General features: G+C 62.5%; 20 protein-coding genes. 11 read left to right on the top strand and 9 right to left on the bottom strand.

Going from position 1 to position 24,571, the window contains the following annotated elements; translation table 11 throughout:
* Nucleotides 1–11 precede the first annotated feature (11 nt).
* Genes ACZ9A3_RS17920 through ACZ9A3_RS17930 form a run of 3 tightly spaced genes read right to left on the bottom strand, consistent with a single transcriptional unit; the run spans nt 12 to nt 2,861 of the window.
* Complete coding sequence (locus tag ACZ9A3_RS17920; protein ID WP_476252965.1) at nt 12–1,538, bottom strand: glucosyltransferase domain-containing protein; 1,527 nt, start codon at nt 1,536–1,538, stop codon at nt 12–14.
* Complete coding sequence (locus ACZ9A3_RS17925; RefSeq protein ID WP_476252966.1) at nt 1,525–2,490, bottom strand: glycosyltransferase family 2 protein; 966 nt, start codon at nt 2,488–2,490, stop codon at nt 1,525–1,527. Before ACZ9A3_RS17925 ends, ACZ9A3_RS17920 begins: the two co-directional genes overlap by 14 nt.
* Nucleotides 2,487–2,861 carry a GtrA family protein gene (locus tag ACZ9A3_RS17930; RefSeq protein WP_038999075.1) on the bottom strand — a complete coding sequence of 125 codons (375 nt, stop codon included), beginning with the start codon at nt 2,859–2,861 and terminating at the stop codon, nt 2,487–2,489. Before ACZ9A3_RS17930 ends, ACZ9A3_RS17925 begins: the two co-directional genes overlap by 4 nt.
* A gap of 261 nt (nt 2,862–3,122) precedes the next feature.
* Between ACZ9A3_RS17930 and ACZ9A3_RS17935 the strand changes: the two genes are divergently transcribed.
* Nucleotides 3,123–4,247 (top strand): OpgC family protein, encoded by a 1,125-nt coding sequence (locus ACZ9A3_RS17935; RefSeq protein WP_476252967.1) that lies wholly within the window; start codon nt 3,123–3,125, stop codon nt 4,245–4,247.
* 313 nt (nt 4,248–4,560) lie between these two features.
* Here ACZ9A3_RS17935 and ACZ9A3_RS17940 read toward each other — a convergent pair whose 3' ends face one another.
* Both ACZ9A3_RS17940 and ACZ9A3_RS17945 read right to left on the bottom strand, forming a co-directional pair.
* Complete coding sequence (locus ACZ9A3_RS17940) at nt 4,561–4,716, bottom strand: hypothetical protein (RefSeq protein ID WP_195884883.1); 156 nt, start codon at nt 4,714–4,716, stop codon at nt 4,561–4,563.
* A gap of 370 nt (nt 4,717–5,086) precedes the next feature.
* The gene (locus ACZ9A3_RS17945) at nt 5,087–6,508 is read right to left on the bottom strand and encodes an amino acid permease (protein WP_045197680.1); all 1,422 of its coding nucleotides are present in this window, start codon (nt 6,506–6,508) and stop codon (nt 5,087–5,089) included.
* A gap of 437 nt (nt 6,509–6,945) precedes the next feature.
* Here ACZ9A3_RS17945 and ACZ9A3_RS17950 point away from each other — a divergent pair, with 437 nt between their 5' ends.
* Nucleotides 6,946–10,080: a transglycosylase domain-containing protein gene (locus ACZ9A3_RS17950; protein ID WP_213603419.1), complete on the top strand. Its 3,135-nt coding sequence runs from the start codon at nt 6,946–6,948 to the stop codon at nt 10,078–10,080.
* On the opposite strand, the gene ACZ9A3_RS17955 is transcribed toward ACZ9A3_RS17950, so the two are convergent.
* Nucleotides 10,077–10,571: a C40 family peptidase gene (locus tag ACZ9A3_RS17955; RefSeq protein WP_045197678.1), complete on the bottom strand. Its 495-nt coding sequence runs from the start codon at nt 10,569–10,571 to the stop codon at nt 10,077–10,079. The two genes, ACZ9A3_RS17950 and ACZ9A3_RS17955, sit on opposite strands and share 4 nt — an antisense overlap.
* Nucleotides 10,572–10,795: 224 nt before the next feature.
* Between ACZ9A3_RS17955 and ACZ9A3_RS17960 the strand changes: the two genes are divergently transcribed.
* Nucleotides 10,796–11,365: a PadR family transcriptional regulator gene (locus tag ACZ9A3_RS17960; RefSeq protein ID WP_045197676.1), complete on the top strand. Its 570-nt coding sequence runs from the start codon at nt 10,796–10,798 to the stop codon at nt 11,363–11,365.
* Entirely contained in the window at nt 11,362–12,129 is a 768-nt protein-coding gene (locus tag ACZ9A3_RS17965; protein ID WP_213603415.1) for a siderophore-interacting protein, read from the top strand. Before ACZ9A3_RS17960 ends, ACZ9A3_RS17965 begins: the two co-directional genes overlap by 4 nt.
* Nucleotides 12,130–12,138: 9 nt before the next feature.
* On the opposite strand, the gene ACZ9A3_RS17970 is transcribed toward ACZ9A3_RS17965, so the two are convergent.
* Nucleotides 12,139–12,726, bottom strand: a complete 588-nt coding sequence (locus tag ACZ9A3_RS17970) for a Pr6Pr family membrane protein (protein WP_249744434.1) — start codon at nt 12,724–12,726, stop codon at nt 12,139–12,141.
* Between the two features lie 70 nt (nt 12,727–12,796).
* On the bottom strand, nt 12,797–13,018 hold the full coding sequence (locus ACZ9A3_RS17975; protein ID WP_045197670.1) for a VF530 family protein: 222 nt from the start codon (nt 13,016–13,018) through the stop codon (nt 12,797–12,799).
* A 197-nt stretch (nt 13,019–13,215) separates the two neighbouring features.
* Between ACZ9A3_RS17975 and ACZ9A3_RS17980 the strand changes: the two genes are divergently transcribed.
* The 7 genes from ACZ9A3_RS17980 (at nt 13,216) to cmoB (ending at nt 24,248) form a co-directional block, all read left to right on the top strand.
* Nucleotides 13,216–15,282: a TonB-dependent receptor gene (locus ACZ9A3_RS17980; protein ID WP_476252968.1), complete on the top strand. Its 2,067-nt coding sequence runs from the start codon at nt 13,216–13,218 to the stop codon at nt 15,280–15,282.
* Nucleotides 15,283–15,535: 253 nt separating this feature from the next.
* Nucleotides 15,536–16,894, top strand: a complete 1,359-nt coding sequence (locus ACZ9A3_RS17985; protein ID WP_045197666.1) for a carbohydrate porin — start codon at nt 15,536–15,538, stop codon at nt 16,892–16,894.
* 30 nt (nt 16,895–16,924) lie between these two features.
* Nucleotides 16,925–19,333 carry a glucose/quinate/shikimate family membrane-bound PQQ-dependent dehydrogenase gene (locus ACZ9A3_RS17990; protein ID WP_045197663.1) on the top strand — a complete coding sequence of 803 codons (2,409 nt, stop codon included), beginning with the start codon at nt 16,925–16,927 and terminating at the stop codon, nt 19,331–19,333.
* Nucleotides 19,334–19,461: 128 nt separating this feature from the next.
* Complete coding sequence (gene lon / locus ACZ9A3_RS17995) at nt 19,462–21,882, top strand: endopeptidase La (protein WP_045197662.1); 2,421 nt, start codon at nt 19,462–19,464, stop codon at nt 21,880–21,882.
* A 191-nt stretch (nt 21,883–22,073) separates the two neighbouring features.
* Nucleotides 22,074–22,466 carry a protease inhibitor I42 family protein gene (locus tag ACZ9A3_RS18000; RefSeq protein ID WP_123564641.1) on the top strand — a complete coding sequence of 131 codons (393 nt, stop codon included), beginning with the start codon at nt 22,074–22,076 and terminating at the stop codon, nt 22,464–22,466.
* Nucleotides 22,467–22,551: 85 nt separating this feature from the next.
* Complete coding sequence (cmoA, locus tag ACZ9A3_RS18005) at nt 22,552–23,295, top strand: carboxy-S-adenosyl-L-methionine synthase CmoA (RefSeq protein WP_093380069.1); 744 nt, start codon at nt 22,552–22,554, stop codon at nt 23,293–23,295.
* On the top strand, nt 23,292–24,248 hold the full coding sequence (cmoB, locus tag ACZ9A3_RS18010) for a tRNA 5-methoxyuridine(34)/uridine 5-oxyacetic acid(34) synthase CmoB (RefSeq protein WP_258715667.1): 957 nt from the start codon (nt 23,292–23,294) through the stop codon (nt 24,246–24,248). Before cmoA ends, cmoB begins: the two co-directional genes overlap by 4 nt.
* 72 nt (nt 24,249–24,320) lie before the next feature.
* Here cmoB and ACZ9A3_RS18015 read toward each other — a convergent pair whose 3' ends face one another.
* A complete protein-coding gene (locus tag ACZ9A3_RS18015; protein ID WP_045197655.1) occupies nt 24,321–24,518 on the bottom strand; it encodes a hypothetical protein in 198 nt (65 codons plus the stop codon).
* Between the last annotated feature and the right edge of the window lie 53 nt (nt 24,519–24,571).

The raw sequence follows: 24,571 nt of genomic DNA on the forward strand, positions 1-24,571 counted from the left end.
GATCGGTAACGCTAGGGGACGCGGGGCCAGTTGTGATTGTAGTTTTCATCTTCCAGGATGGGCTTCATGACAATGAAGCCCTGCTCACCGGTGACGTAGATCGAATAGAACCGGTTGTCCACCAGCGGCGCGCCCACGCCCCCTGCCGCCACCAACCGCTCAAAGTCCGAGCGTTCACCGCCAATGACATTATTGATCCCCAGCCGGGGAAAAAACTGCGCATGCAACACCGAATTGGAGCCGCTGAGGATGTATCTCAGTAGCGGCATGTGGGTGATGGCGCCATGTCCTCTGGGCAACCAGTTACCGTCACCGGGTGCCCTCAGGTAGTTGTACCTGTTTACGTCGCGCAGCTCACTGCGTGATACCAGGTCATTGGCAATGTAGTGCGCCATGGCTGATTCAAGTTCTTTCTTGGCGATGATCACCTGGCCATAGGCATAGCTGAAGGCAAACATGAACAGCGTTGGCAAGATCAACAGCCAGCGCAATCCCGGCCAGACCCGCCCCAGCAACTCGTGACTGAACAACAACAGTAAAACCAGCACTGGCGAAAAGCCGATGAAGTTTCGAGCCTCAAGGTTGGGCTCGACAAGAAACAGCATCATGCCCGGCACACTCCAGACCAGGGCCACCGGGCTGAGCAGGTACAGCAGCGCAACGCCAAACCTGGCGGACGGCCGCCCGTGCATCTGGCGAATGTTTCCCATGAGCAATACAAAACCGGCACCTGCCCCCAATAGCAGGGCAAGCGTCAGCACATTGCCCGCAGAGGCCATCAGCAAGCCCAGCATCTGCATTGAAACGCACAACTTCTGCCACACCACACCGAGCCACTGCTGATCAACGGGCAGGTGGCTGCCGCGGGTATCGACAGCCAGTGGGTAGGCGGTAAGAAAATACATCAGGCCACCGACTACCAGTTGCACAAGCCGCTCCACAAGCATCACCAGCACTGCCTGGAGCGCAACCTTGTCTCTTACCCCGCGGATGAACTCGACAATGCACAAGCCAATAAACAGGCTGATGCTCAGTTGATATAGGCTCAGCGTTACGGCAATCAACAGGGCCGCCAGCAGCGTGCGAATAGTGCGATGTTCAAGCCGGCAGGTTATTGCATAGATCACCGCGACCAGCGCCAGCACCATCCCCGGACCGTCGTATTGATAGGTCAGATTGCCGAGGAAAAACGGATTGCATAGCACTGGCAGGATCACCAGGCAGCTGGTAATCCCGGGGCGAGGAAACAGCCACAACGTCAGGCGCGCCATGGCCATGGCCAGGGCAACAATGCTGATCAGCAAGGGCATCGGGAAGATATTGATCGTTGCCTGGCTGAAGGTCAGTACCTTGTACAGCCACTCGAGCAGAATTCTGCCTTGATTGCGCCAGGCGTCCTGGGCCTGCAGCAACGCCCGCCAGTTGTCATCCACATAGGCGTAGTCGGCATGAACAATGGGAAACACGTAAGCCAGGGACAGAACAATAAAAAACAACAGCACCTGTTGGGGGCTTAACACCCGTTCACTCGCCAACACGCTTGGCCCCCTTTCGATAGCTCGTGCCATTGGCCCTGACGATCTCTTTGACCACATACCGGGGTCGATGCTTGGCCTCCATGTAGATACGGCCGATGTACTCCCCCAATATGCCGATACCGATCAGTTGCACCCCGCCCAGAAACAGTATCGCTGTCATCAATGACGGATATCCGGGCACCTCATTGCCGAACAGTAGCTTGTCCACTACCAGGTAACCGGCGTACAGCAACGCCAACAACGAGATGCATGCGCCGACGTAGCTCCACAAGCGCAAAGGCCAGGTGCTGAACGAAGTTATGCCGTCCAGCGCCAGGTTCCACAGCCGCCAGGCGTTGAACTTGCTGCGCCCCACCGCCCTCGGCGCGCGGTCGTATTCAACGATGGCGACGTTGAACCCCGCCCACGACAGCACCCCCTTCATGAACAACTGCTGCTCGGGCAAGGTCTTGATCACGTCCACCACCTTGCGGTCCATCAGGCGGAAATCGCCGACGTTTTCTTCAATATGGGTGTAGGCAATACGGTTAAGCAGACGATAGAACAGCGAGGCGCTGCGACGCTTCAGGTAACCATCGTTGGAGCGATCCCGACGCTTGGCCAGGACCACGTCGGCACCGTCGCGCCACGCGTCGATCAACTGCGCAACCACCGCTACCGGGTCTTGCAGGTCAACATCCATGGGCACCACGGCGTCACCGCTGGCGTACTCCAGGCCGGCGAACAGTGCCGGTTCCTTACCGAAGTTGCGCGAGAAGTTGATCAGCACCACGTCCCTGTCCGCCAGCGCGAGCGAACGGGCGACCTCGGCAGTGCGGTCGCTGCTGCCGTCGTTGATGAAGACGATTTCAATGCAGTGTGCCTGCAATGAGGGTTCTTGACGCACAGCCTGGTAAAACAGTCTGAGCGCCTGTTCTTCGTTGAACACCGGCACGATCAGCGAGACGTTCATGACTCGGCCCCGCGAAACACCAGCCATTTGGCCAGCAGGAAGCCGCAGGTCAGGCTGATCAGGGAAAAACTCACTACCGTGATCATCCCGTGCAGCCGCCAGTGGTCGCCCAGCCAACCCACCGCCAGGCTGACCGTGCCCAGACACAACATGAACAGCAGGTAGCGGCCGATCGAGGGCGGCACGGCGAAGGTGTAGAGCGCATTGACGTAGTAGGAAAGGCTCGCGGCAACACAAAACGCCAGCAGGTTGCTCAGGGCCTGGCTCAGGTCGAACTCGACCCGCAGGACGAAAAACAGCTGCCAATGAACCAGGGTATTGGCGATGCCAATTACGCTGTAGGTGGAAAATCCTTTCCATATGTTGGCCATTGCCTGTCACGCCTCGCTGAACGTTGCGCCTGGGCTCAGCAGGCCATGCCGTCAGCGATTCGTCCACTGATAGCAACATCAGCAACACGAGTTTTACGACCAACGGTCCGTTGTTCAGGCGCCAATCGAGACATCCGGTAATACGCAACTTTTGCAATTACCCGCCAATACCGCCACCCTGCCCCCCGCCCGACGTGCGGCGCATGTGTTTGCCGGCGTCTGCCTGTCACTATTAAACCCACTGTTCAAGAGCCCGCTGCCATGCTTAACGGACGCGACCCGCGCATCGATTTCTTTCGAGGCCTGGCGTTGATCTTCATTTTCTGGGATCACGTCCCCCACAACCCTTTAGGCCAGATCACCCTGCGTAACATCGGCTTCAGCGATGCCGCCGAGGTTTTCGTCTTCCTTGCCGGCTACGCTGCAGTGCTGGCCTACGGCAAGGTGCTGCAGCGCGACGGTTATCTGATCGCCTGCGTGAAAATCCTGCGCCGCACCTGGGTGCTGTATGTGGTGCATATCTTCCTGCTGGCGATGCTGATGGGCATCGTGTTCTTTGCCAACAGCCATGTAGAAACTCGCGACCTGGTCCAGGAAATGGGTCTTACCCACTTCGTCACCAACCCTCAGCAAGCCCTGACCGACGAGCTGCTGTTGCGCTTCAAACCCAACCTGATGGACCCGCTGCCGCTGTACATCGTGCTACTGGCCGGCCTGGCGCTGGGGCTGCCGCTGCTGATGCGCAACACCCTGGCGGTGGTCGGTGTATCGATGGCGGTGTACCTGGCGGCCCCCGGCATGGGCTGGAACCTGGCGAATTTTTCCGATGGCGTGTGGTACTTCAACCCGGTCACCTGGCAGTTCCTGTTCGTGCTGGGCGGCGCCGCGGCGTTGTACGGGCAGCAGGCGCGGCCAGCACAAACCCGACCGTTGCGCCGCCAGCCACTGTTCCTGGCAGCTGCCGCCTATTCACTGACAGCCGGCATCATTACCCTGTCCTGGCGCTGGCCAGAGATTCACGATGCGTGGATGCCGGCCAGCCTCAACAACCTGCTGTACCCGATCAGCAAGACCGACCTGTCGCCGGTGCGCTTGCTGCACTTCCTGGCCCTGGCCTACGTCACCGCCAAGCTGCTGCCCGGCAGCGGCTGGACGCAGAACTGGCTGGCGCAGCAAACCGGGCGCATGGGCCGCTATTCGCTTGAAGTATTCTGCCTGGGGGTGCTGCTGGCGCCGCTGGCGGACATGATCAATGCCATGGCCGGCGATGCCTTTGCCATGCAGGTATTCACCGCCCTGGTGGGCGTCGCGATCATGGCCCTGCTCGGCGCCTGGCTGGACTTCAACAAGCGCCTGACCCAGCCGATGCGGGCGGTTGCTACCTGATTCGCGCAGGTAAAAAAAAGGTTCTTCACGGAATCCCGGGGGGCTATGATTCTTGGGTTGGGTTGCGGGCTTATCCATTCGGTGTGGCGCCGCTGTCGGCCCCTTCCGCCCTTACGGCGGGTCCCTTTTGTTCTTGGCAAAAGGAACCAAAACCGCTCGCTCCAGCATACGGCCCTACGCTGCGCTCCGGGTTCCTTCGCTACGGTGCCTTCCAGGGGCATCGCGGCCTACGACTTGCTACGCAAGTCTACATCTCGCGACTTCGGCTTAGGCCGAAGGGTGCTACGCACCAGCCCCCTCCAGACACCTACACTCAGCCTACTGAAGTCGCGAAGTTACGGGCGGCGCCTGCACTGACGTATCTGCGAAAGCAGATGTTGGCGAAGCCATGCTGACGCAGGAGCGGGACAAGCCCGCTGATAAAACGAGCACCAACTTGTTTGGTCTTGATCTTGATCTTGATGTTCATGCACGTACTTCCAGGCGCCGCGAAAAGCGACTTCAGGAGGCCGAGCGTAGGTGCCTGTAGGGGCGGTGCGCAGCACCTTCGGCGGCAGCCGAAGACGCGAGATGTAGACTTGCGTAGCAAGTCGTAGGCCGCGATGCCCCGGAAGGTGCCGTAGCGAGGGAACCCGAAGCGCAGCGTAGGGCCGTATGCAGGAGCAAGCGGTTTTGCCTACCTTTTCCCAAGAGAAAAGTAGGCCGCCGTAAAGGCGGAAGGGGCCAGCAGCAGCCCCACACTGAATGGATAAACTCGCAGCCTCAACATCCCAACCCGGGACAGTGAGCCCAAAAAAAGCCCGTATCCAAGGATACGGGCTTTTTTACTTACGCGAGGATCAGGACGCCGAACTTGCCGCGCGCTGTTCCACGCTGTTTGGCGACAGCTTGAACACGTAGTACAGCACGGTCAGCATCACCAGGAACGCCGGGCCGATGTACAGGGCTACGCGGGTTTCCTCGAAGTAGGCCATCAGGCCGACCACCAGGATCAGGAACGCCAGCGCCAGGTAGGAGCTCAGCGGCCACAGCCACATGCGGTACTTCAAGGCAGCGCGCTCGGCGTTGCTCAGGCCGGCGCGGAACTTCAGCTGGGCCAGGAGGATCATCACCCAGGTCCAGATCGCGCCGAAGGTGGCAATGGCGGTTACCCAGACGAAGACTTTCTCCGGCACCAGATAGTTGGCCAGCACGCCCAGCAGCAAGGCTGCGATCGACAGCAGCAAGGCATTGCGCGGTACGCCGTTGCTCGAGGTGCGGGCAAAGGTGGCCGGCGCCTGGCCGTTCTGCGCCAGGCTGTAGAGCATGCGCCCGGTGCTGAAGATGCCGCCGTTGCACGACGACAGCGCGGCAGTGATCACCACGAAGTTGATGATACCGGCAGCAGTCTTGATGCCCAGCCGCTCGAAGGTCATCACGAACGGGCTGCCCTGGCTGCCGATTTCGTTCCACGGGTAGATCGACAGGATCACGAACAGGGCGCCGACGTAGAACAGCAGGATGCGCCAGAACACCGAGCCGATGGCCTGGGGAATGGTCTTTTGCGGGTTGCGCGCTTCACCGGCGGTCAGGCCGATCATCTCGACGCCCAGGTAGGCGAACATCACCATCTGCAGCGACATCAGCACGCCGGTCACGCCATTGGGCATGAAGCCGCCGTTGCTCCAGAGGTTGGAGATGCCCATGGCCACGCCATCGTTGCCGAAACCGAAGGCGATGATGCCGACGCCGCCCAGGACCATGGCGATGATGGTGACGATCTTGATCAGGGCGAACCAGAACTCGAACTCACCGAAGGCCTTGACCGCGATCAGGTTGATCGCGCCCATGCTGCCCAGAGCCGCCAGGGCCCAGATCCAGCGCGGCACTTCCGGGAACCAGATGCCCATATAGATGGCCACCGCGGTGATTTCCGCCACGCAGGTCACCAGCCACAGGAACCAGTAGTTCCAGCCGGTAAGAAAACCCGCCAGCGGGCCGAGGTAGTCTTGGGCGTAGCGGCTGAACGAGCCGGCTACCGGGTTGTGCACGGCCATCTCGCCAAGGGCGCGCATGATCACCAGGATCGCCAGACCGCCAATGATGTACGACAGCATGATGGCCGGACCGGCCATTTCGATGGCCTTGGCCGAACCGAGGAACAGGCCGACACCGATACAGGCGCCCAGCGCCATCAGGCGAATGTGGCGTTCGCCGAGTTCTCGCTTGAGTGGGCCGCCCTGGGCGGTCTCACCATGAGAAGGGTGGTTGCCGACTGGCATAGAAATACAACCTCATTTTGTTATTGGATATGACCATTCGTGCAGGCCTGGCACCGCCGATAGGCTGGATGCGCTGCCTCGCCGGGCACCACCTTGTGAGCGGACCCGTCTGCCGGGTGTGCAAAACCGGCAGAGCGAAAGGGGCGAGCAGTATAGAAAGGCCCCTGCAGGGCATTTCACTGTATAAAGCGCGATATTTGGCGAGAACTCTCGGCAAAAACCGCTTCTACGGAGGGGCATTCCCCGTGCTAGAGCCTCTGCAGGAAACAGGGCGGCTAACATAGCACCAAAACGGGGCAATTCAAGCTCCACCAAAGGCGCATTTCTGACACGTTTTTAGGAAATGCCCGGCAACTGACTACAAATTTTTCACCAAACCCGGCCACCGTCTAAGCTTCAGGCAAGCAAGACGAAAATACGTAGCCGGGCTGAAGACTATGGGCGCATTGTGGCAATCGGAACCGAACAGTACGGAAGCTCCCTCTGAACACCTCGAACCTTCGCCATTGCCGAAAAGCCCACGCCAGCGCCGTCTTTGGTGGCGCCTTTTGTGGCTGGTGCTGCTGCTCGCCCTGATCGCCCTGGGCTATGCCGCCTCCGAAGAAATGCGCACTTCGCGCCTGCAGGCGCGAGAATTCAGCCAGTTCGCCGCGACCCTCAGTTATTCCATGCAACCCGGCCCCAGCGATGCCATTCGCTACCCTGGCGACGGCCCGTTCGACAAGCGCCTGGGCTACAGCTCGCTGGGGGAGTTCCTGCCGCGCCTGCTCAAGCGGGACTACGTCATCAATGAACAGACGCGTTTTTCGCCCGCATTGATGGACTACGTCGATCATGGCTTTTTCGTGCCTTATGCCGAGAAGATTCAGGCAGGCCTGTCGATTACCGACTGCAAGGGCGACGCCCTGTACCAGTTTCATTACCCGCAGCACCTGTACCCCGACTTCGCCTCGATCCCGCCGGTCATCGTCCACAGCCTGCTGTTCATCGAGAACCGCGACCTGCTCGACCCCGACGACCCACTGAACAACCCCGCCGTGGACTGGCCGCGCTTCGCCAAAGCGGCCTACACCCAGGTGGCCAAGTACCTGGCCCTGCCCGGCCAGTCGGCAGGCGGCAGTACCCTGGCGACCCAGCTGGAAAAATACCGGCATTCGCCCGACGGCCTGACCGCCTCGGGCAGCGAGAAGATTCGCCAGATGATTTCCGCCAGCGTGCGCGCTTATCAGGATGGCCCACAGACCCTGGAAGCCCGCCAGCGCATCGTCCGTGATTACCTCAATAGCGTGCCGCTGTCGGCGGTTCCCGGGCATGGTGAAGTACATGGCATGGCCGAAGGCTTGCGGGTCTGGTACGGCGCCGACTTCGCCCAGGTCAACCAGGCCCTGTCGTCCACCGACACCGACCCGGCCAGCCTCGCCGCCCGTGGCCTGGCCCTGCGCCAGGTGCTGTCGCTGATGATCGCTCAACGCCGGCCCTCGCACTTTTTGTCCAAGGGCCGGGCGGAACTGGCGTTGCTGACCGACAGCCACATCCGCATCCTCGCGGCCAGCAACATCATCGACAAGCCGCTGGCGGACGCCGCCCTGGCCAGCAAGGCCATCTACCGCGACTGGGTGGCCCAGCCGACCATTCAGCCAATCGTCACCAACAAAGGCATCAGCGTTGCCCGCAGCCGGCTGTCTTCGGCCCTCGGCCGGCCACTGTACGACCTCGACCGTCTCGACCTGTCGGCCACCAGCACCCTGCAGTCGGATTTGCAGGGCCAGGTCAGCCAGTACCTCAAGGACCTCGCCGACCCGGCCTTTGCGGAAAAAATGGGCCTGTTCGGCGAACGCCTGCTGACCCCGACCAGTACCACCCAGGTGCGCTATAGCTTCACCCTGCTCGAACGCACCGCCGACGGCTCAAGGGTGCGGGTGCAGACCGACAGCACCGACCAGCCGTTCGACATCAACGAAGGCAGCAAGCTCGAGCTGGGCTCGACCGCCAAGCTGCGGGTGCTGACCAGCTACCTGGAAATCATCGGCGAACTGCACGACAAGTACGCCAACACCCCGGCTGCGGAGCTGAAAAAAGTCCCGGTGGCGGAACTGGACTTCATTACCCGCTGGGCCATCGACTACCTGATCCAGAACAAGGACCGCGACCTCAGCGCCATGCTCAACGCCGCCCTTGAGCGCAAGTACTCCGCCAGCCCCGGCGAAGCCTTCTTCACTGGCGGCGGCCTGCATGTGTTCAACAACTTTCGCAAGGAAGACAACGGCCGTATCCCTACCCTCAAAGACGCCTTGCGCGAGTCGATCAACCTGCCGTTTATTCGCCTGATGCGCGACCTGGTGCGCTACAGCACCTACCAGCAGCCGGGCAACAGCGCCAGCCTGCTCAAGGACGATGCCGAGCCGCGCCGCCAGGAGTACCTGGCACGCTTTGCCGACAAGGAAGGCACCGATTACATGCGCAGGTTCTGGAAAAAGTACCAGCGCAAGACGTCGCAGCAGCGCCTGGACACCTTCCTCGACAGCCTGCGGGTCACCCCGATCCGCCTGGCCGCAGTGCACCGCTACCTGTTTCCCGAGGCTGACCAGGCGACTTTCAACGCGTTCGTCCAGGCGCACCTGAAAAAGGACCGGGTCGAGAACAAGACCCCGGCGACCAAGCAGAACACCGTCACCGAGAAACGCCTGCAAGAGCTGTACGAAGCCTACCGCCCGGGCGCCTACGACCTGCCCGACCAGGGCTTTATCGCCAAGGTCCATCCACTGGACCTGTGGCTGCTTGGCTACCTGCTCCAGCACCCCAGCGCCACCTTCCAGGAGGCGGCTGAGGCCGGTCACTTCGAGCGTCAGGAAGTCTATGGCTGGCTGTTCAAGAGCCGGCACAAGGGCGCACGCGACAGCCGTATCCGCACCCTGGTGGAAATCGAAGCCTTCCTCGATATTCATCAGCGCTGGAAACGTGTCGGCTACCCGTTCGACCACCTGGTGCCGTCGCTGGCCACCGCCATCGGCAGCTCCGGCGACCGTCCGGCAGCCCTGGCCGAGCTGATCGGGATCATCCAGAACGATGGCGTACGCCTGCCGGTGCTGCGCATCGACACCCTGCACTTCGCCGCCGACACCCCGTATGAAACCCGCCTGACCAGCGACCCCGACCTCGGCCAGCGGGTGCTCTCGGTGGAAGTTGCCCGGGCCCTGCGCGGCGCCCTCTCGCAAGTGGTCGACGCCGGTACTGCGCGGCGGGTGTCGGGCAGCTTCAAACTGGCCGACGGCACCCCGCTGGTGATGGGCGGCAAGACCGGTACCGGCGACAATCGCATCGAAAGCTTCGGTGCCGGCGGGCGGCTGATCGGCTCACGCTCGCTGAACCGCACCGCGACTTTCGTGTTCTACCTCGGCGAAAACCACTTCGGCACCCTCACCGCCTTCGTACCTGGCCGTGCGGCGGAATCCTTCCGCTTTACCTCGGCCTTGCCGGTGCAGGTGCTCAAGGGCATGGCGCCAATCCTGATGCCCTACCTGGAACCAGGCAGCCACACCCTGTGCAAGCCGCCACGGATGGTCCAGCGTTAGTGGAAGCGCTTGGCGGTCGTGTAGCTTTTGGCCCAGTAACTGTTGCTCAGCGAGTCAATACGAATGTTCTTGCCGGTCCGTGGGGCGTGGATGAAACGCCCTTCGCCGATGTACAGGCCGACGTGGCCGATCCGGCCCTGGCCATTACGGTTGAAGAACACCGCGTCGCCACGTTTTAGCTGGCTCTGCTTGATGGTCCGGGCACCGGACTTGAGCATCGCCGCGGTGGTACGCGGAATCCTGATATCGGCCTCGTGGCGAAACAGGTAGACCAGCAGGCCGCTGCAATCAAACCCGCCCTTGACCGACATGCCGCCCCAGCGGTACGGCACGCCGATCAACTCGTGTGCACGCTCGACCAGACGATCGAGGTTGGCTTCCAGCTCGTGCCGCACCGTGTGCTCGCGAGCGATTTGGGTAACGGAGAAATTGGCCTGGGCAAAAAACGACAGCCCCCAGAGCAGGCTGATGAAAAAAATTGAACGCGCCACGGTGAAATACTCACAGGTGAAGAAAACGTGGCGAATCTTAGGGGTGATTTCCGTGGGTGTAGATCAAGCCAATCTGAGGCGCTTGTAGGAAAAACCTTAAGCATTCCTACACGAATTCAGCACGTCCTACGCTGATCATGAGAAATATTCTTATTCTCGCGCTTGCTTTAAGATATATCTTGAGTAATATCTGAAGATACATCTAACGCAAACGGAGATCCCCCATGCGTGACCATCATCCCCACCGCGAGCATGGCGACCGGCATGACGGCTTCGAACGCCGTCACGGCCGTGAACGCGGCGATCGCGGCCCCCGCGTGTTTGCCCCAGGCGACCTGAAACTGCTGTTGTTGTCGATGCTGGCCGAGCAGCCCTGCCACGGCTACGACCTGATCCGCCAGATCGAAAGCCTCTTCGATGGCAGCTACAGCCCCAGCCCCGGGGTGATCTACCCGACCTTGAATTTTCTTGAAGAAGCCGAGCTGATCAGCGGCCAGACCCAGGGCAGCAAGCGCCTCTACGGCATTACCGCAGCCGGGGAGAAGTCCCTGGCCGACCAGGCCATCGCCCTGGACGGGGTGCGCATGCGCATTGAAGTCAGCAAGCGTTCGCTGCGCGGCCACGACCGCCCGGCCGAGATCCACGAAGCGGTCCACAACCTGCGCCATGCCCTGCAGATGCACAGCGGGCGCTGGAACCCGGCAGAAATCGAGCGGGTCCGCACCCTGCTCAACGACACCGCCAAAGCCATCGTCGCAGGGCCCATTGCGACCTCAACGGAGCAAGCCGAATGACTGTTAGCGAAAACGCCACCATTCACCGCGTCAACCACGAGATCAAGCACCGCCGCCTGAACGTGCTGCGGGTCACCGAGCTGACCCCGCGCATGCGCCGCATCACCCTCGGCGGGCCAGAACTGCAGGGCTTTACCAGCGTTGGCAGCGACGATCACGTCAAACTGATGTTCGCCTGCTCGGCAGAAGAACAGGCCGTGCTCGACAACCTCGACTTCAGCCGCGACGGCCTGCGCCCGACCATGCGCGAGTACACGCCGCGGCGCATCGACCTGGCCGGCGGCGAGATGGACATCGACTTTGTCCTGCACGGCGACGGCCCTGCTTCGACCTGGGCGGCCCAGGCGCAAGTCGGCCAAGTGCTCAACATGGCCGGGCCACGGGCCTCGCTGGTGGTCCCGGATATCTTCGACAGCTACCTGCTGGTCGGTGACGAAACCGCGATCCCGGCCATCGCCCGGCGCCTGGAAGAACTGCCGGCCGGCCGCAAGGTGCTGGCAGTGATCGAGATCGAGAATGCCCAGGAGCAACAAGCACTGGCCAGCGCCGCGCAGGTCGAAGTGATCTGGGTTCTGCGCCAGCAGCAGGATCTGCTTGAAGTAGTGAAGGATCTGTCCTTGCCAAGCGGTCAGTTGTATACCTGGGTAGCCTTGGAAAAATCGCTGATGCGTAAGGCCAAGCGCCTGCTGATCGATGACAAGGGCGTCAAGGAAGACCTGATCAAAGCCGCCTCGTACTGGCAGCTCGACCCGCACGACGAATGAACGGCTGCCTCAGGGTTGCGTCCTGGCCTTGGCCAGGCGCCCGCCCTGCCAATGATCGAGGCCGAGCAACAGCAGACTGATGGCGACAAACCCGGCGAGAATCGCCAGCGCATTAAGAAGCACCTGGCCATAGCCCAGTTCGGCCACATCGATGAACGGATAGGGATAGACACCTATCACATGCCCGCGCAGCAGTGCGTAGGCAAAATACCCCAGCGGATACAGCAGCCAGGCCAGCAGATGCCTGAATCGCAGGCTGCCCTTCTCCACACAGCACCACCAATAGACCACGAACAGCAGCGGCATGACATCGTGCAGCAGCTCGTCCGCCAGCCATTGCCAACCTTGCGGGTGCCACAGGTGCCGCAGCAACAGGCTGTAGGCCAGGCCCACGAGGATAATGCTCGCGGCAATCCCGGAACTGACCCAGGGCGCGAGGAAGAACCGTCGCAGCGCCGACTCGCGGCCGAATGCCGCGTGGCTCAGCACCACCGCGACCAGGGTGTTGCTGAGTACGGTGAAAAAACTGAACAAGGTCACCAGGCCGCCCAGCAGGCTCGCCTGCTCCTGCCAGCGCGCCAGCAACAGCAGGTACATCTGGATCGCCAGCGCGCTCCAGCCCAGGCACGCAGTCAGGGCAATCAACAGCCTGCGCCGGCTCACCGGCTCAGCGGCCGCGCTGCATTTTCAGGTACAGGCGCTCGACTTTCTCGCGGGCCCAGGGGGTCTTGCGCAAGAAGGTCAGGCTCGACTTGATGCTCGGGTCGCTCTTGAAGCAGCGGATATCAATGCGCTCAGCCAGGCCGTCCCATTGGTACTTCGCGACCAGCGCGGTAAGGATCTGCTCCAGGGTCACGCCATGCAGCGGGTTTTGATTAGCGGCGGTCATGCCTGTGCTCCAGCCAACGAAAGGTGCGCACCTTAGCCGAGGCACGGCTGCAAGTCTTCAGACTTTTCGCATCCCAGGTGCTGCTAACAGACATTCTAGTGTGGGCAAAGGCTCTAGCCAGCGCTTGAGCGTTTTATCTTTAATGGTAATGTTATATTGTATCAACACTATAACACTGCCAAGGACCCCTTCCCTCCATGCGTCACTTACCCCTGCGCCTCTCTCCCCTTGCCGCTGCGCTCTGGCTCGCGTCCCCCGTGAGCCAGGCTGTCGAACTGCAACCCCAGGTGATCACCGCCAACCCGCTGGGCAACAGCGAGCTGGCTGCGCCCACCACTGTGCTCGATGGCGACGACCTGGCCCTGCAACAAAAAGGCAGCCTCGGCCAGACCCTCAACAACCAGCCCGGCGTCGCCTCGACCTGGTTCGGCCCCGGTGCCAGCCGCCCGGTGATCCGCGGCCTGGACGGCGACCGGATCCGCATCCTGCGCAACGGCGTTGGCGCCCTGGATGCCTCGTCGCTGTCCTATGACCACGCCGTGCCGCTGGACCCGGCCACCGTCGAGCGTATCGAAATCGTCCGCGGCCCGGCTGCCCTGCTCTACGGCGGCAACGCCATCGGCGGGGTGGTCAACAGCTTCGACAACCGCATTCCGACTTCGCCCATCGACGGCATTCACGGCGCTGGCGAGTTGCGCTATGGCGGCGCCAACACCACCCGCAGCAGCGCCGGCAAACTGGAGGCTGGTGATGGCCGCTTCGCCCTGCACCTGGACGCCAACAGCCGCCAGTTCAATGACCTGCGCATCCCAGGCTACGCCCGCAGCTCGAAAGTGCGCGACGCCGACGAACCGGGCAGCAAGCACCGCCTGGAAAACAGCGACGGTCGCCAGGACGGCGGTGCCGTTGGCGGTTCCTACCATTGGGATCACGGCTATGCCGGCCTTTCCTACAGCCGCTATGACTCCAACTACGGCTCGGTGGCCGAACCGGGCGTGCGCCTGGACATGCAGCAGGATCATTACGGCTTCGCTTCGGAGTTGCGCGACCTCGACGGCCCGTTCAGTTCGGTGAAGGTCGATCTTGGCTATACCGACTACCAGCACCGCGAGCTGGAAAGCGGCGAGGTGCACACCACCTTCAAGAACAAAGGCTACGAGGCGCGGGTCGAGGCGCGGCATCAGCCACTGGGGCCAGTCGAAGGGGTGATTGGCGCCCAGGTCAGCCGCAACGAGTTCTCCGCCCTCGGCGAAGAAGCTTTCGTGCCGCACACCGACACCAACAGCCTGGCGCTGTTCATGCTCGAGCAGTGGCAAGCCACCGAACGCCTGAACCTGAGCCTCGGCGGGCGCCTGGAGCACACCCGGGTCGAACCCGACAGCAAGGGCAGCGAACGTTTTGCCGAGGCTGAGCGTTCAAGCAGTTTCACCGCCGCCAGCCTGTCCTCCGGCGCGGTCTACGAGCTGACCCCGGTGTGGTCCCTGGCCGCGACCCTGGGCTACACCGAGCGTGCTCCGACCTTCTACGAGCTGTACGCCAACGGCGCCCACGTCGCCACCGGCACCTACGAGGTCGGTGACCCGAACCTGAGCAAGGAAAAAGCCATCTCCAGCGACCTGGCCCTGCGCTTCGACAACGGCACGCACAAGGGCAGCGTCGGTGTGTTCTACAGCCACTTTCGCAATTACATCGGCCTGCTGGCCAGCGGCAACCTGCGCGAAGGCCACGACCACGACCACGACCATGATCACGGCGATGAAGACCACGATCACGACCATGATCATGACCACGGCGGCGATGTACCCGAATACCTCTACCACGGGGTTCGCGCGCGCTTCTACGGCATCGAGGCCCAGGACCGCTGGCAACTGGCGCAGAACCGTTATGGCAGCTTTGCCCTGGAGCTGTCCGGCGACTATACCCGGGCCAAGAACCTCGACACCGGCGAGGACCTGCCGCGCATCGCCCCGCTGCGCCTGAACAGCGGCCTGTTGTGGGAACTGGACCGTTGGCAGGCGCGGGTGGACGTGCAGCACGCCAGCGCTCAGCACAAGAAACCGGCCAACGAGACCAGCACCGACGGCTACACCACCCTCGGCGCCAGCGTCGGCTACCGCTTCGATATCGGCCAGAGCCAGTGGCTGGCCTTCGTCCGGGGCGAGAACCTGACCGACCAGACCGTGCGCTACTCAAGTTCGATCCTGCGTGACATCGCCCCGGCACCAGGGCGCAGTGTCGAAGTCGGCTTGCGTACCACCTTCTAAAGCAATAGCTCCCTGTGGGCGCCGGCCTTGCTGGCTCCCACAGCGGATCAGAGTCGCCTGCCTCAACCGCACTGTTACCAATCCGGCAACGGTGCCTCTTGCTGAATTGACTTTTTTTCTTACAAGTTCAGCTATATCCTCCCCGCCGCAAGCTGAACCGCTTCAGTCTATTTCCCTGCAGCTTTATCGCCGATGATCCTCGGAACTCGGTGGCCTTGCCGTTTTTTCAATAATCAAAAGATAGCGCTATCTCATGCCTCAGAACGATCGTTTCCGCTTTTCCCCCGCCACCCGGACACTGCTTTCGGGTCTGGCCATCGCCAGCCTCGCGCCTTGCGCCCAGGCCGCGGCGATGTTCGCCAGCGACTCGCCATGGATGCTTGGCGATTGGGGCGGCACCCGCACGGAGCTGGCTGAACGCGGCTACGACTTCACCCTTGGTTATACCGGCGAGATGGGCGCCAACCTGCACGGCGGCCATGACAACGACAAGACCGCGCGCTACAGCGACCAGTTCGCCCTCGGCACCCACCTGGACCTGCAGAAGATCCTTGGCTGGCATGATGCCGAGTTCCAGCTGACGGTCACCGAGCGTCACGGCAACAACATCAGTAATGACCGCATCAACGACCCGCGCGTTGGCGGCTTTACCTCGGCCCAGGAAGTCTGGGGACGTGGGCAGACCTGGCGGCTGACGCAGATGTGGATCAAGCAAAAATACTTCGACGGCGCGCTGGATGTGAAATTCGGCCGCTTCGGCCAGGGCGAGGACTTCAACAGCTTCCCGTGCGACTTCCAGAACCTGGCGTTCTGCGGCTCGCAGGTGGGCAACTGGGTCGGTGACATCTGGTACAACTGGCCGGTCAGCCAGTGGGCCCTGCGGGTCAAGTACAACCTGACTCCCGAGCTGTACGCGCAGATCGGCGCCTACGAACAGAACCCTTCCAACCTTGATCGCGGCAACGGCTTCAAGCTCAGCGGCAGCGGCACCCAGGGCGCGGTGATTCCGGTCGAACTGGTGTGGAGCCCGGCGGTCAATGGCCTGAAAGGGGAATATCGCGCCGGTTACTACTACAGTAATGCCAAGGCAAGCGATGTCTACAAGGACAGCAACGATCAACCGGCAGCACTGAGCGGCCAGGCTTACCGCAGCAGTTCGAGCAAGCACGGCTTCTGGCTCGGTGCCCAGCAACAGGTGACGTCGCTGGCATCTGACCATTCGCGTGGTTTGAGCGTATTCGCCAACGCCACGCTGCACGACAAGAAGACCAATGCCATCGACAACTATGTTCAGGCAGGTGTGGTGTACAAGGGGCCCTTCGATGCCCGCGCCAAGGACGACATCGGTTTCGCCCTGGCACGCGTGCACGTCAACCCTGCCTACCGCAAGAACGCCCAGGCCATCAACCAGGCCCGCGACGTCAGCGACTTCAACGACTCCCTGTTCCGTCCGATCCAGGACACCGAATACAGCGCCGAGCTGTACTACGGCATCCACCTGGCCGACTGGCTGACCGTGCGCCCGAACCTGCAATACATCCGCCACCCCGGTGGCGTGAGCCAGGTCGATGACGCGCTGATCGGCGGGATCAAGATCCAGAGCAGTTTCTAACCACCCTTTTCACCTAACGGAGAACACACGATGAGCACTGATGGTGCCTTGAGTAGAACCCGCTGGCTGCCGCGACTGATCGGTGTGCTGTTGTTGCTGATGGGCCTGGCCCTGCTGGCTGGCGGTATCAAACTGAGCCAGCTGGGCGGTTCGCTGTATTACCTGATCGCCGGCATCGGCTTTGCCCTGTCCGGCATCCTCTTGCTGGCCCTGCGCCGCAACGCCCTGGGCCTGTATGGCCTGGTGCTGCTCGGTAGCACGCTGTGGGCCTTGTGGGAAGTCGGCCTGGACTGGTGGCAGCTGGTGCCGCGCCTGGCCCTGTGGTTCGCCCTGGGTGTGGTGTTGCTGCTGCCGTGGGCACGCCGCCCGCTGCTGGGCAACCCGTCCAAGGTCAACAGCGGCCTGCTGAGCCTGGCCGTAGTGCTGTCGGGCGCTACTGCAGTGGCCAGCCAGTTCACCCACCCGGGTGAAATCAAGGGCGAGCTGGGCCGTGAAAGCGCCGAGATGAGCAGCACTGCGCCACAGATGCCGGATGGCGAGTGGCAGGCCTACGGCCGTACCGAATTCGGCGACCGCTACTCGCCGCTGCGCCAGATCACCCCGCAGAACGTGCACAAGCTGCAGGAAGCCTGGCGCATCCGCACTGGCGACCTGCCGACCGACAACGACCCGGTCGAGCTGACCAACCAGAACACCCCGCTGAAGGTCAACGGCAAGCTGTACGCCTGCACCGCCCACAGCAAGGTGCTGGCCCTGGACCCGGACACCGGTGCCGAAATCTGGCGTTTCGACCCGCAGATCAAGAGCCCGGTGGGCTTCAAGGGCTTCGCCCACATGACCTGCCGTGGTGTGTCGTATTACGACGAAAACAACTACGTCAACGTTGACGGCAGCCCGGCGCCGAAAATCAGCGATGCCGGCCAGGCCGTTGCCGTCGCCTGCCCGCGTCGCCTCTACCTGCCGACTGCCGACGCCCGTCTGATCGCCCTCAACGCCGACACCGGCAAGGTCTGTGAAGGTTTCGGCAACCAGGGCGTGATCGACCTGACCACCGGCATCGGCCCGTTCACCGCCGGCGGTTACTACTCCACCTCGCCTGCGGCGATCACCCGCGAACTGGTGATCATCGGCGGCCATGTCACCGACAACGAGTCGACCAACGAGCCGTCCGGGGTGATCCGCGCCTACGACGTGCACGATGGCCGCCTGGTATGGAACTGGGACAGCAACAACCCGGACGACACCGCACCATTGGCGCCGGGCAAGACCTACAGCCGCAACTCGGCGAACATGTGGTCGCTGGCCAGTGTCGACGAGAAACTGGGCATGGTCTTCCTCCCGCTGGGCAACCAGACCCCCGACCAGTGGGGCGCTGATCGCACCCCGGGCGCCGAGAAGTACAGCGCCGGTATCGTTGCGCTGGACCTTGCCAACGGCAAAGTCCGCTGGAACTACCAGTTCACCCACCACGACCTGTGGGACATGGACGTCGGCAGCCAGCCAACCCTGCTCGACCTGAAGACCGCAGACGGCGTCAAACCTGCGCTGATCGCCCCGACCAAGCAAGGCAGCCTGTACGTGCTCGACCGTCGCGACGGTACGCCGATCGTGCCGATCCGCGAAATCCCGGTACCGCAAGGTGCGGTCGAAGGCGATCATACCGCGCCGACCCAGGCCCGTTCGGACCTCAACCTGCTCGGCCCGGACCTGACCGAACAGGCCATGTGGGGCGCCAGCCCGTTCGACCAGATGCTTTGCCGCATCCAGTTCCGCGAACTGCGTTACGAAGGCCAGTACACCCCACCGTCGGTGCAGGGCAGCCTGGTCTACCCGGGTAACGTCGGCGTGTTCAACTGGGGCAGCGTCTCGGTCGACCCGGTCCGCCAGTTGCTGTTCACCAGCCCCAACTACATGGCCTTCGTTTCGAAAATGGTGCCGCGCGCCGAAGTCGCCGCCGGCAGCAAGCGCGAGAGCGAAACCAGCGGTGTGCAGCCGAACACCGGCGCACCCTATGCGGTGATCATGCACCCGTTCATGTCGCCACTGGGCGTACCGTGCCAGGCGCCAGCCTGGGGTTACGTGGCCGGTATCGACCTGACCACCAACCAGGTGGTGTGGAAGCATAAGAACGGCACCAGCCGCGACAGCTCGCCGATCCCGATCGGCCTGCCGATTGGCGTGCCAAGCATGGGCGGCTCGATCGTCACCGCCGGCGGCCTGGGCTTCCTCAGCGGCACCCTGGACCAGTACCTGCGTGCCTATGACAGCAACACCGGCAAGGAGCTGTGGAAATCGCGCCTGCCGGCCGGTGGCCAGGCCACGCCGATGACCTACACCGGTAAGGACGGCAAGCAGTACGTGCTGGTGACCGCCGGTGGTCACGGCTCGCTGGGTACCAAGATGGGCGATTACGTAATCGCTTACAAACTGGCTGAGTAGGCCTTAGCTGCAAGCTGCAAGCTTCAAGCTGCAAGTACCGCTCTCCTCATTTGCGGCTTGTAGCTTGAAGCTTGAATCTTTGCCCCACCCGCCCCATCTAAGCACCATAGTCATTGAGCAGGTGCGCCATGAGCGATCAGCAGGATCTACCGGAACGTCCCGAGGAAAACGCCGAAGTCGAGCATCTCGAAGCCGCCGAAAACAGCGGCCATAACCTTGCTTTGCCGGGCCAACAGCTGCCGGACAAGGTCTATATCATCCCGATCCACAACCGCCCGTTCTTCCCCGCGCAAGTATTGCCGGTGATCGTCAACGAAGAACCCTGGGCCGAAACCCTGGACCTGGTCGCCAAGACCCCGCACCACTCCCTGGCCCTGTTCTTCATGGACACGCCGCCGGAAGACCACCGTCATTTCGACACCTCGGCCCTGCCGCTGTACGGCACCCTGGTCAAGGTTCACCACGCCAGCCGCGAGAACGGCAAGTTGCAGTTCGTCGCCCAGGGCCTGACCCGGGTGCGCATCCGTACCTGGCTCAAGCACCATCGCCCGCCTTACCTGGTCGAGGTCGAGTACCCGCATCAACCCAGTGAGCCGACCGACGAGGTCAAGGCCTACGGCATGGCCCTGATCAACGCGATCAAGGAGCTGCTGCCGCTCAACCCGCTGTACAGCGAAGAGCTGAAGAACTACCTCAACCGCTTCAGTCCCAACGATCCGTCGCCGCTGACCGACTTTGCCGCGGCGCTGACCTCGGCCACCGGCAATCAGCTGCAGGAAGTGCTCGACTGCGTACCGATGCTCAAGCGCATGGAAAAAGTCCTGCCGATGCTGCGTAAAGAGGTCGAAGTCGCGCACCTGCAGAACGAGATCTCCGCCGAGGTCAACCGGCAGATCGGCGAGCACCAGCGCGAGTTTTTCCTCAAGGAGCAGCTCAAGGTCATTCAGCAGGAGCTGGGCCTGACCAAAGACGACCGCAGTGCCGACCTCGAACAATTCGAGCAGCGCCTGCAAGGCAAGACCCTGCCCGCAGCCGCACAAAAGCGCATCGACGAAGAGCTGGGCAAGCTGTCGATCCTCGAGACCGGCTCGCCCGAGTACGCCGTCACCCGCAACTACCTGGACTGGGCCACCGCCCTGCCCTGGGGTGTCTACGGCAAGGACAAGCTCGACCTCAAGCACGCGCGCAAGGTGCTCGACCAGCATCACGCCGGCCTCGATGACATCAAGGAACGCATCCTCGAGTTCCTCGCCGTGGGTGCCTACAAAGGCGAGATCAGCGGCTCCATCGTGCTGTTGGTAGGCCCGCCGGGGGTTGGCAAGACCAGCATCGGCAAGTCGATTGCCGAATCCCTGGGCCGACCGTTCTACCGTTTCAGCGTCGGCGGTATGCGCGACGAGGCCGAGATCAAGGGCCATCGCCGCACCTACATCGGCGCCCAGCCGGGCAAACTGGTGCAGGCGCTGAAAGACGTCGAGGTGATGAACCCGGTGATCATGCTCGACGAGATCGACAAGATGGGCCAGAGCTACCAGGGCGACCCGGCCTCGGCGCTGCTGGAAACCCTCGACCCGGAGCAGAACGTCGACTTCCTCGACCATTACCTGGACCTGCGCCTGGACCTGTCCAAGGTGCTGTTCGTGTGCACCGCCAACACCCTCGACTCGATCCCCGGGCCGTTGCTCGACCGCATGGAAGTGATCCGCCTGTCCGGCTATATCACTGAAGAAAAACTGGCCATCGCCAAGCGCCACCTGTGGCCCAAGCAGTTGCAAAAGGCCGGGGTGGCCAAGACCAGCCTGAGCATCAGCGACAGCGCCTTGCGCACGGTGATCGAGGGTTATGCCCGCGAAGCCGGGGTACGCCAGCTTGAAAAACAGCTGGGCAAGCTGGTGCGCAAGGCCGTGGTGCAACTGCTCGAAGATCCCGAGAAAAAGATCAAGATCGGCCCCAAGGACCTCGAAACGTCACTGGGCATGCCGGTGTTTCGCAGCGAACAGGTGCTGACCGGCAAAGGCGTGATCACCGGCCTTGCCTGGACCAGCATGGGCGGCGCCACCCTGCCGATCGAGGCGACGCGCATCCACACCCTCAATCGTGGTTTCAAGCTCACCGGCCAGTTGGGTGAGGTGATGAAAGAGTCCGCTGAAATTGCCTACAGCTACGTCAGCGCCAACCTCAAGCAATATGGCGGTGATCCGAGCTTCTTCAACGAGGCCTTCATTCATCTGCACGTACCCGAAGGCGCCACGCCCAAGGACGGCCCCAGCGCCGGGGTGACCATGGCCAGTGCGCTGCTGTCGCTGGCGCGCGACCAGGCGCCGAAGAAAGGCGTGGCCATGACCGGCGAGCTGACCCTGACCGGCAAGGTCCTGCCGATTGGCGGGGTGCGCGAGAAGGTGATTGCGGCGCGGCGGCAGAAAATTTTCGAGCTGATCCTGCCGGAAGCCAACCGCGGTGATTTCGAAGAATTGCCGGATTACCTCAAGGAGGGTTTGAGCGTGCACTTTGCCAAGCGCTTCAGTGATGTGGCGAAGGTGCTGTTCTAACCCCGGACCATAGATGTGGGAGCGGGCTTGCCCCGCGATCGGGCGCGCAGCGGGCGCAATTCAGGCTTCACCTGGAGTGCTGGCTGTACCGGCCTCATCGCGGGTCAAGCCCGCTCCCACAGACGATGCAGGCCCTTGCCCCGCGATCATCTTCGGTTATGCTGCGCTATCGTCGCCTATCCGGAGCCATCATGACTGCCGCCCGCCTGCTCGTTCCCCTGGGCCTTGCCCTGCTAGCTGCCTGCGCACAAAAACCTGTGCACAACGTCGAACTGGACAACCAGGCCGACTGCCCGCTGCAACTGCAAAACGGCCAGAACCTCACCCTGACCCTACCGAGCAACCCCAGCACCGGCTATCGCTGGCTGGTGCAGAACCCGGCCGCAGGCATCCTGCGTAGCCTCGGCCCCGAGGTCTACAGCCACCCGGAAGATGCCGGCATCGTCGGTAGCGCCGGGCAATCGGTGTGGCGTTTCCAGGCCCAGGCCGCCGGTGAAGGCCATCTGCTGTTGGTCTACCAGCAACCCTGGGCCCCGGAAGTGCGCCCGGTGCAGACCTTCGACTGCGCAATCACGGTCAAGTAGGCCGCGCTGGTCAGCGGGCCATGCATCCTGGCGCCAGTTTGGCTAAAATGCCGGCCTTTTACCGCCCAACGCCTGGATTGCCCCCGTGAGCAAAGAACCCGACCGCCTTTTCGCCCAGCCCCTTGGCCAGGTGCCCGACTTCGCCTTCAACGAAGACGTGGTGCGGGTGTTCCCGGACATGATCAAGCGTTCGGTGCCCGGTTACCCGACCATTGTCGAGAACCTCGGCGTGCTCGCCGCCCAGTTTGCCCAGCCCAACACCGCCCTGTATGACCTGGGCAGCTCGCTCGGCGCGGTGACCCAGGCGCTGCGCCGGCATGTGCGCAGCGATGGTTGCCGGGTGATTGCCATCGACAATTCGGCGGCCATGGTCGAGCGCTGCCGGCAGTACCTCAATGCCCAGGACTCGATGTTCCAGGAGCTGTTGCCGGTCGAGGTGATCGAAGGCGACATCCTTGCCCTCGAGTTCCAGCCGGCCTCGGTGGTGGCGATGAACTTCACCCTGCAGTTCATTGCCCCCGAACAACGCCTGGAGCTGCTCACACGTATTCGCCAGGCGCTGCTGCCGGGCGGTGCGCTGATCCTTTCGGAGAAGCTGCGCTTCGAAGACGCTGATGAACACGCGCTGCTCACTGACCTGCACGTGGCCTTCAAGCGCGCCAATGGCTACAGCGAACTGGAAATTGCCCAGAAGCGCAGCGCCATCGAGAACGTGATGAAGCCCGACAGCCTCGAAGAACACCGCCAGCGCCTGCTGGCGGCTGGTTTCTCCAAGGTTGTGCCCTGGTTCCAATGCCTTAACTTTGCCTCGTTGATTGCCCTGCCATGATTGATCTGTCCCCCCTGGTCCGCCGCTTGGCGGGCACCCCCCTGGCGCAATGGGCGCAAGGCCTGCAAGCGCAACTCGACGCCAAGATGGAAAAAGGTCATGGCGACCTGGAACGCTGGCAAGCGGCGCTGGATGCCTTGCCAGTGCTGGAACCCACGCGCATCGATCTGCAAAACGGCCTCAACCTCGATTGCGACTGCGACGACGACACCCGCGCGCGCATGCAGCAGGCGCTGATGGGCCTGTCGCCGTGGCGCAAGGGGCCGTTCGACCTGTTCGGCGTGCACGTCGACACCGAATGGCGCTCGGACTGGAAGTGGTCGCGCGTCGCCCCGCACCTGGACCTCAAGGGCAAGCGGGTGCTGGATGTCGGTTGCGGTAATGGTTACTACCAGTGGCGCATGCTCGGCGCCGGAGCCGACAGCGTCATCGGCGTCGACCCCAACTGGCTGTTCTTCTGCCAGTTCCAGGCGGTGCAGCGCTACCTGCCGCAGCTGCCGGCCTGGCACCTGCCCTTCGCCCTGGAGGACCTGCCGGCCAACCTCGAAGGTTTCGACACGGTGTTCTCCATGGGCGTGTTCTACCATCGCCGCTCGCCCATCGAGCACCTGCTGGCGCTCAAGGACTGCCTGGTCAAGGGCGGTGAACTGGTGCTGGAAACCCTGGTGATCGAAGGCGACGAAAACCAGGTGCTGGTGCCGGAAGACCGCTACGCGCAAATGCGCAACGTCTGGTTCCTGCCGTCGGTGCCGGCCCTTGAGCGCTGGTTGCGCCGCGCCGGTTTCAGCGATGTGCGCTGCGTCGATGTCAGCACCACCAGCATCGAAGAACAACGCAGCACCGAGTGGATGCGCTATCAGTCGCTCAGCGACTTCCTCGACCCCGACGACCACAGCCGCACCATCGAAGGCCTGCCAGCGCCGCGCCGCGCCGTACTGGTGGCGCGCAAATAAAACAGGCGCCCGTAACGGGCGCCGAAGATTCACCTTTCCAAAGGAGCTGGGGAGCTTCCAAGGTGAACGGAGCTACTCTTTGGCGACCTGCTTCTGTTTGCTCTCACGCTCGGACTCCGCCACGGCCTGGTCCTTCTTGCCGTGAATCTGCTCCTGGCTGAGGCGGAAGTTTTCCCAGAACTGCCTGGAACGCTCCGCCCCGCCTTCGGCCAGTGCCGCGCTACTGCCCAGGGCCAATACGGCCATCAGCACATACTTGTTCAGGCTCATGTTGCTCACCTCGTGATTGAATTTCAGGACAGTTCAATCTTACGGGGGGCAAG

This window comes from Pseudomonas sp. TE4620 (assembly GCF_056279045.1).

Excerpts from the sequence above, each read along its gene's own strand:
- ACZ9A3_RS17925 (WP_476252966.1), bottom strand. The coding sequence starts at position 2,490 with ATGAACGTCTCGCTGATCGTGCCGGTGTTCAACGAAGAACAGGCGCTC.
- ACZ9A3_RS17930 (WP_038999075.1), bottom strand. The coding sequence starts at position 2,861 with ATGGCCAACATATGGAAAGGATTTTCCACCTACAGCGTAATTGGCATC.
- ACZ9A3_RS17935 (WP_476252967.1), top strand. The coding sequence starts at position 3,123 with ATGCTTAACGGACGCGACCCGCGCATCGATTTCTTTCGAGGCCTGGCG.
- ACZ9A3_RS17940 (WP_195884883.1), bottom strand. The coding sequence starts at position 4,716 with ATGAACATCAAGATCAAGATCAAGACCAAACAAGTTGGTGCTCGTTTT.
- ACZ9A3_RS17945 (WP_045197680.1), bottom strand. The coding sequence starts at position 6,508 with ATGCCAGTCGGCAACCACCCTTCTCATGGTGAGACCGCCCAGGGCGGC.
- ACZ9A3_RS17950 (WP_213603419.1), top strand. The coding sequence starts at position 6,946 with ATGGGCGCATTGTGGCAATCGGAACCGAACAGTACGGAAGCTCCCTCT.
- ACZ9A3_RS17960 (WP_045197676.1), top strand. The coding sequence starts at position 10,796 with ATGCGTGACCATCATCCCCACCGCGAGCATGGCGACCGGCATGACGGC.
- ACZ9A3_RS17965 (WP_213603415.1), top strand. The coding sequence starts at position 11,362 with ATGACTGTTAGCGAAAACGCCACCATTCACCGCGTCAACCACGAGATC.
- ACZ9A3_RS17970 (WP_249744434.1), bottom strand. The coding sequence starts at position 12,726 with ATGTACCTGCTGTTGCTGGCGCGCTGGCAGGAGCAGGCGAGCCTGCTG.
- ACZ9A3_RS17975 (WP_045197670.1), bottom strand. The coding sequence starts at position 13,018 with ATGACCGCCGCTAATCAAAACCCGCTGCATGGCGTGACCCTGGAGCAG.
- ACZ9A3_RS17980 (WP_476252968.1), top strand. The coding sequence starts at position 13,216 with ATGCGTCACTTACCCCTGCGCCTCTCTCCCCTTGCCGCTGCGCTCTGG.
- ACZ9A3_RS17985 (WP_045197666.1), top strand. The coding sequence starts at position 15,536 with ATGCCTCAGAACGATCGTTTCCGCTTTTCCCCCGCCACCCGGACACTG.
- ACZ9A3_RS17990 (WP_045197663.1), top strand. The coding sequence starts at position 16,925 with ATGAGCACTGATGGTGCCTTGAGTAGAACCCGCTGGCTGCCGCGACTG.
- lon (WP_045197662.1), top strand. The coding sequence starts at position 19,462 with ATGAGCGATCAGCAGGATCTACCGGAACGTCCCGAGGAAAACGCCGAA.
- ACZ9A3_RS18000 (WP_123564641.1), top strand. The coding sequence starts at position 22,074 with ATGACTGCCGCCCGCCTGCTCGTTCCCCTGGGCCTTGCCCTGCTAGCT.
- cmoB (WP_258715667.1), top strand. The coding sequence starts at position 23,292 with ATGATTGATCTGTCCCCCCTGGTCCGCCGCTTGGCGGGCACCCCCCTG.
- ACZ9A3_RS18015 (WP_045197655.1), bottom strand. The coding sequence starts at position 24,518 with ATGAGCCTGAACAAGTATGTGCTGATGGCCGTATTGGCCCTGGGCAGT.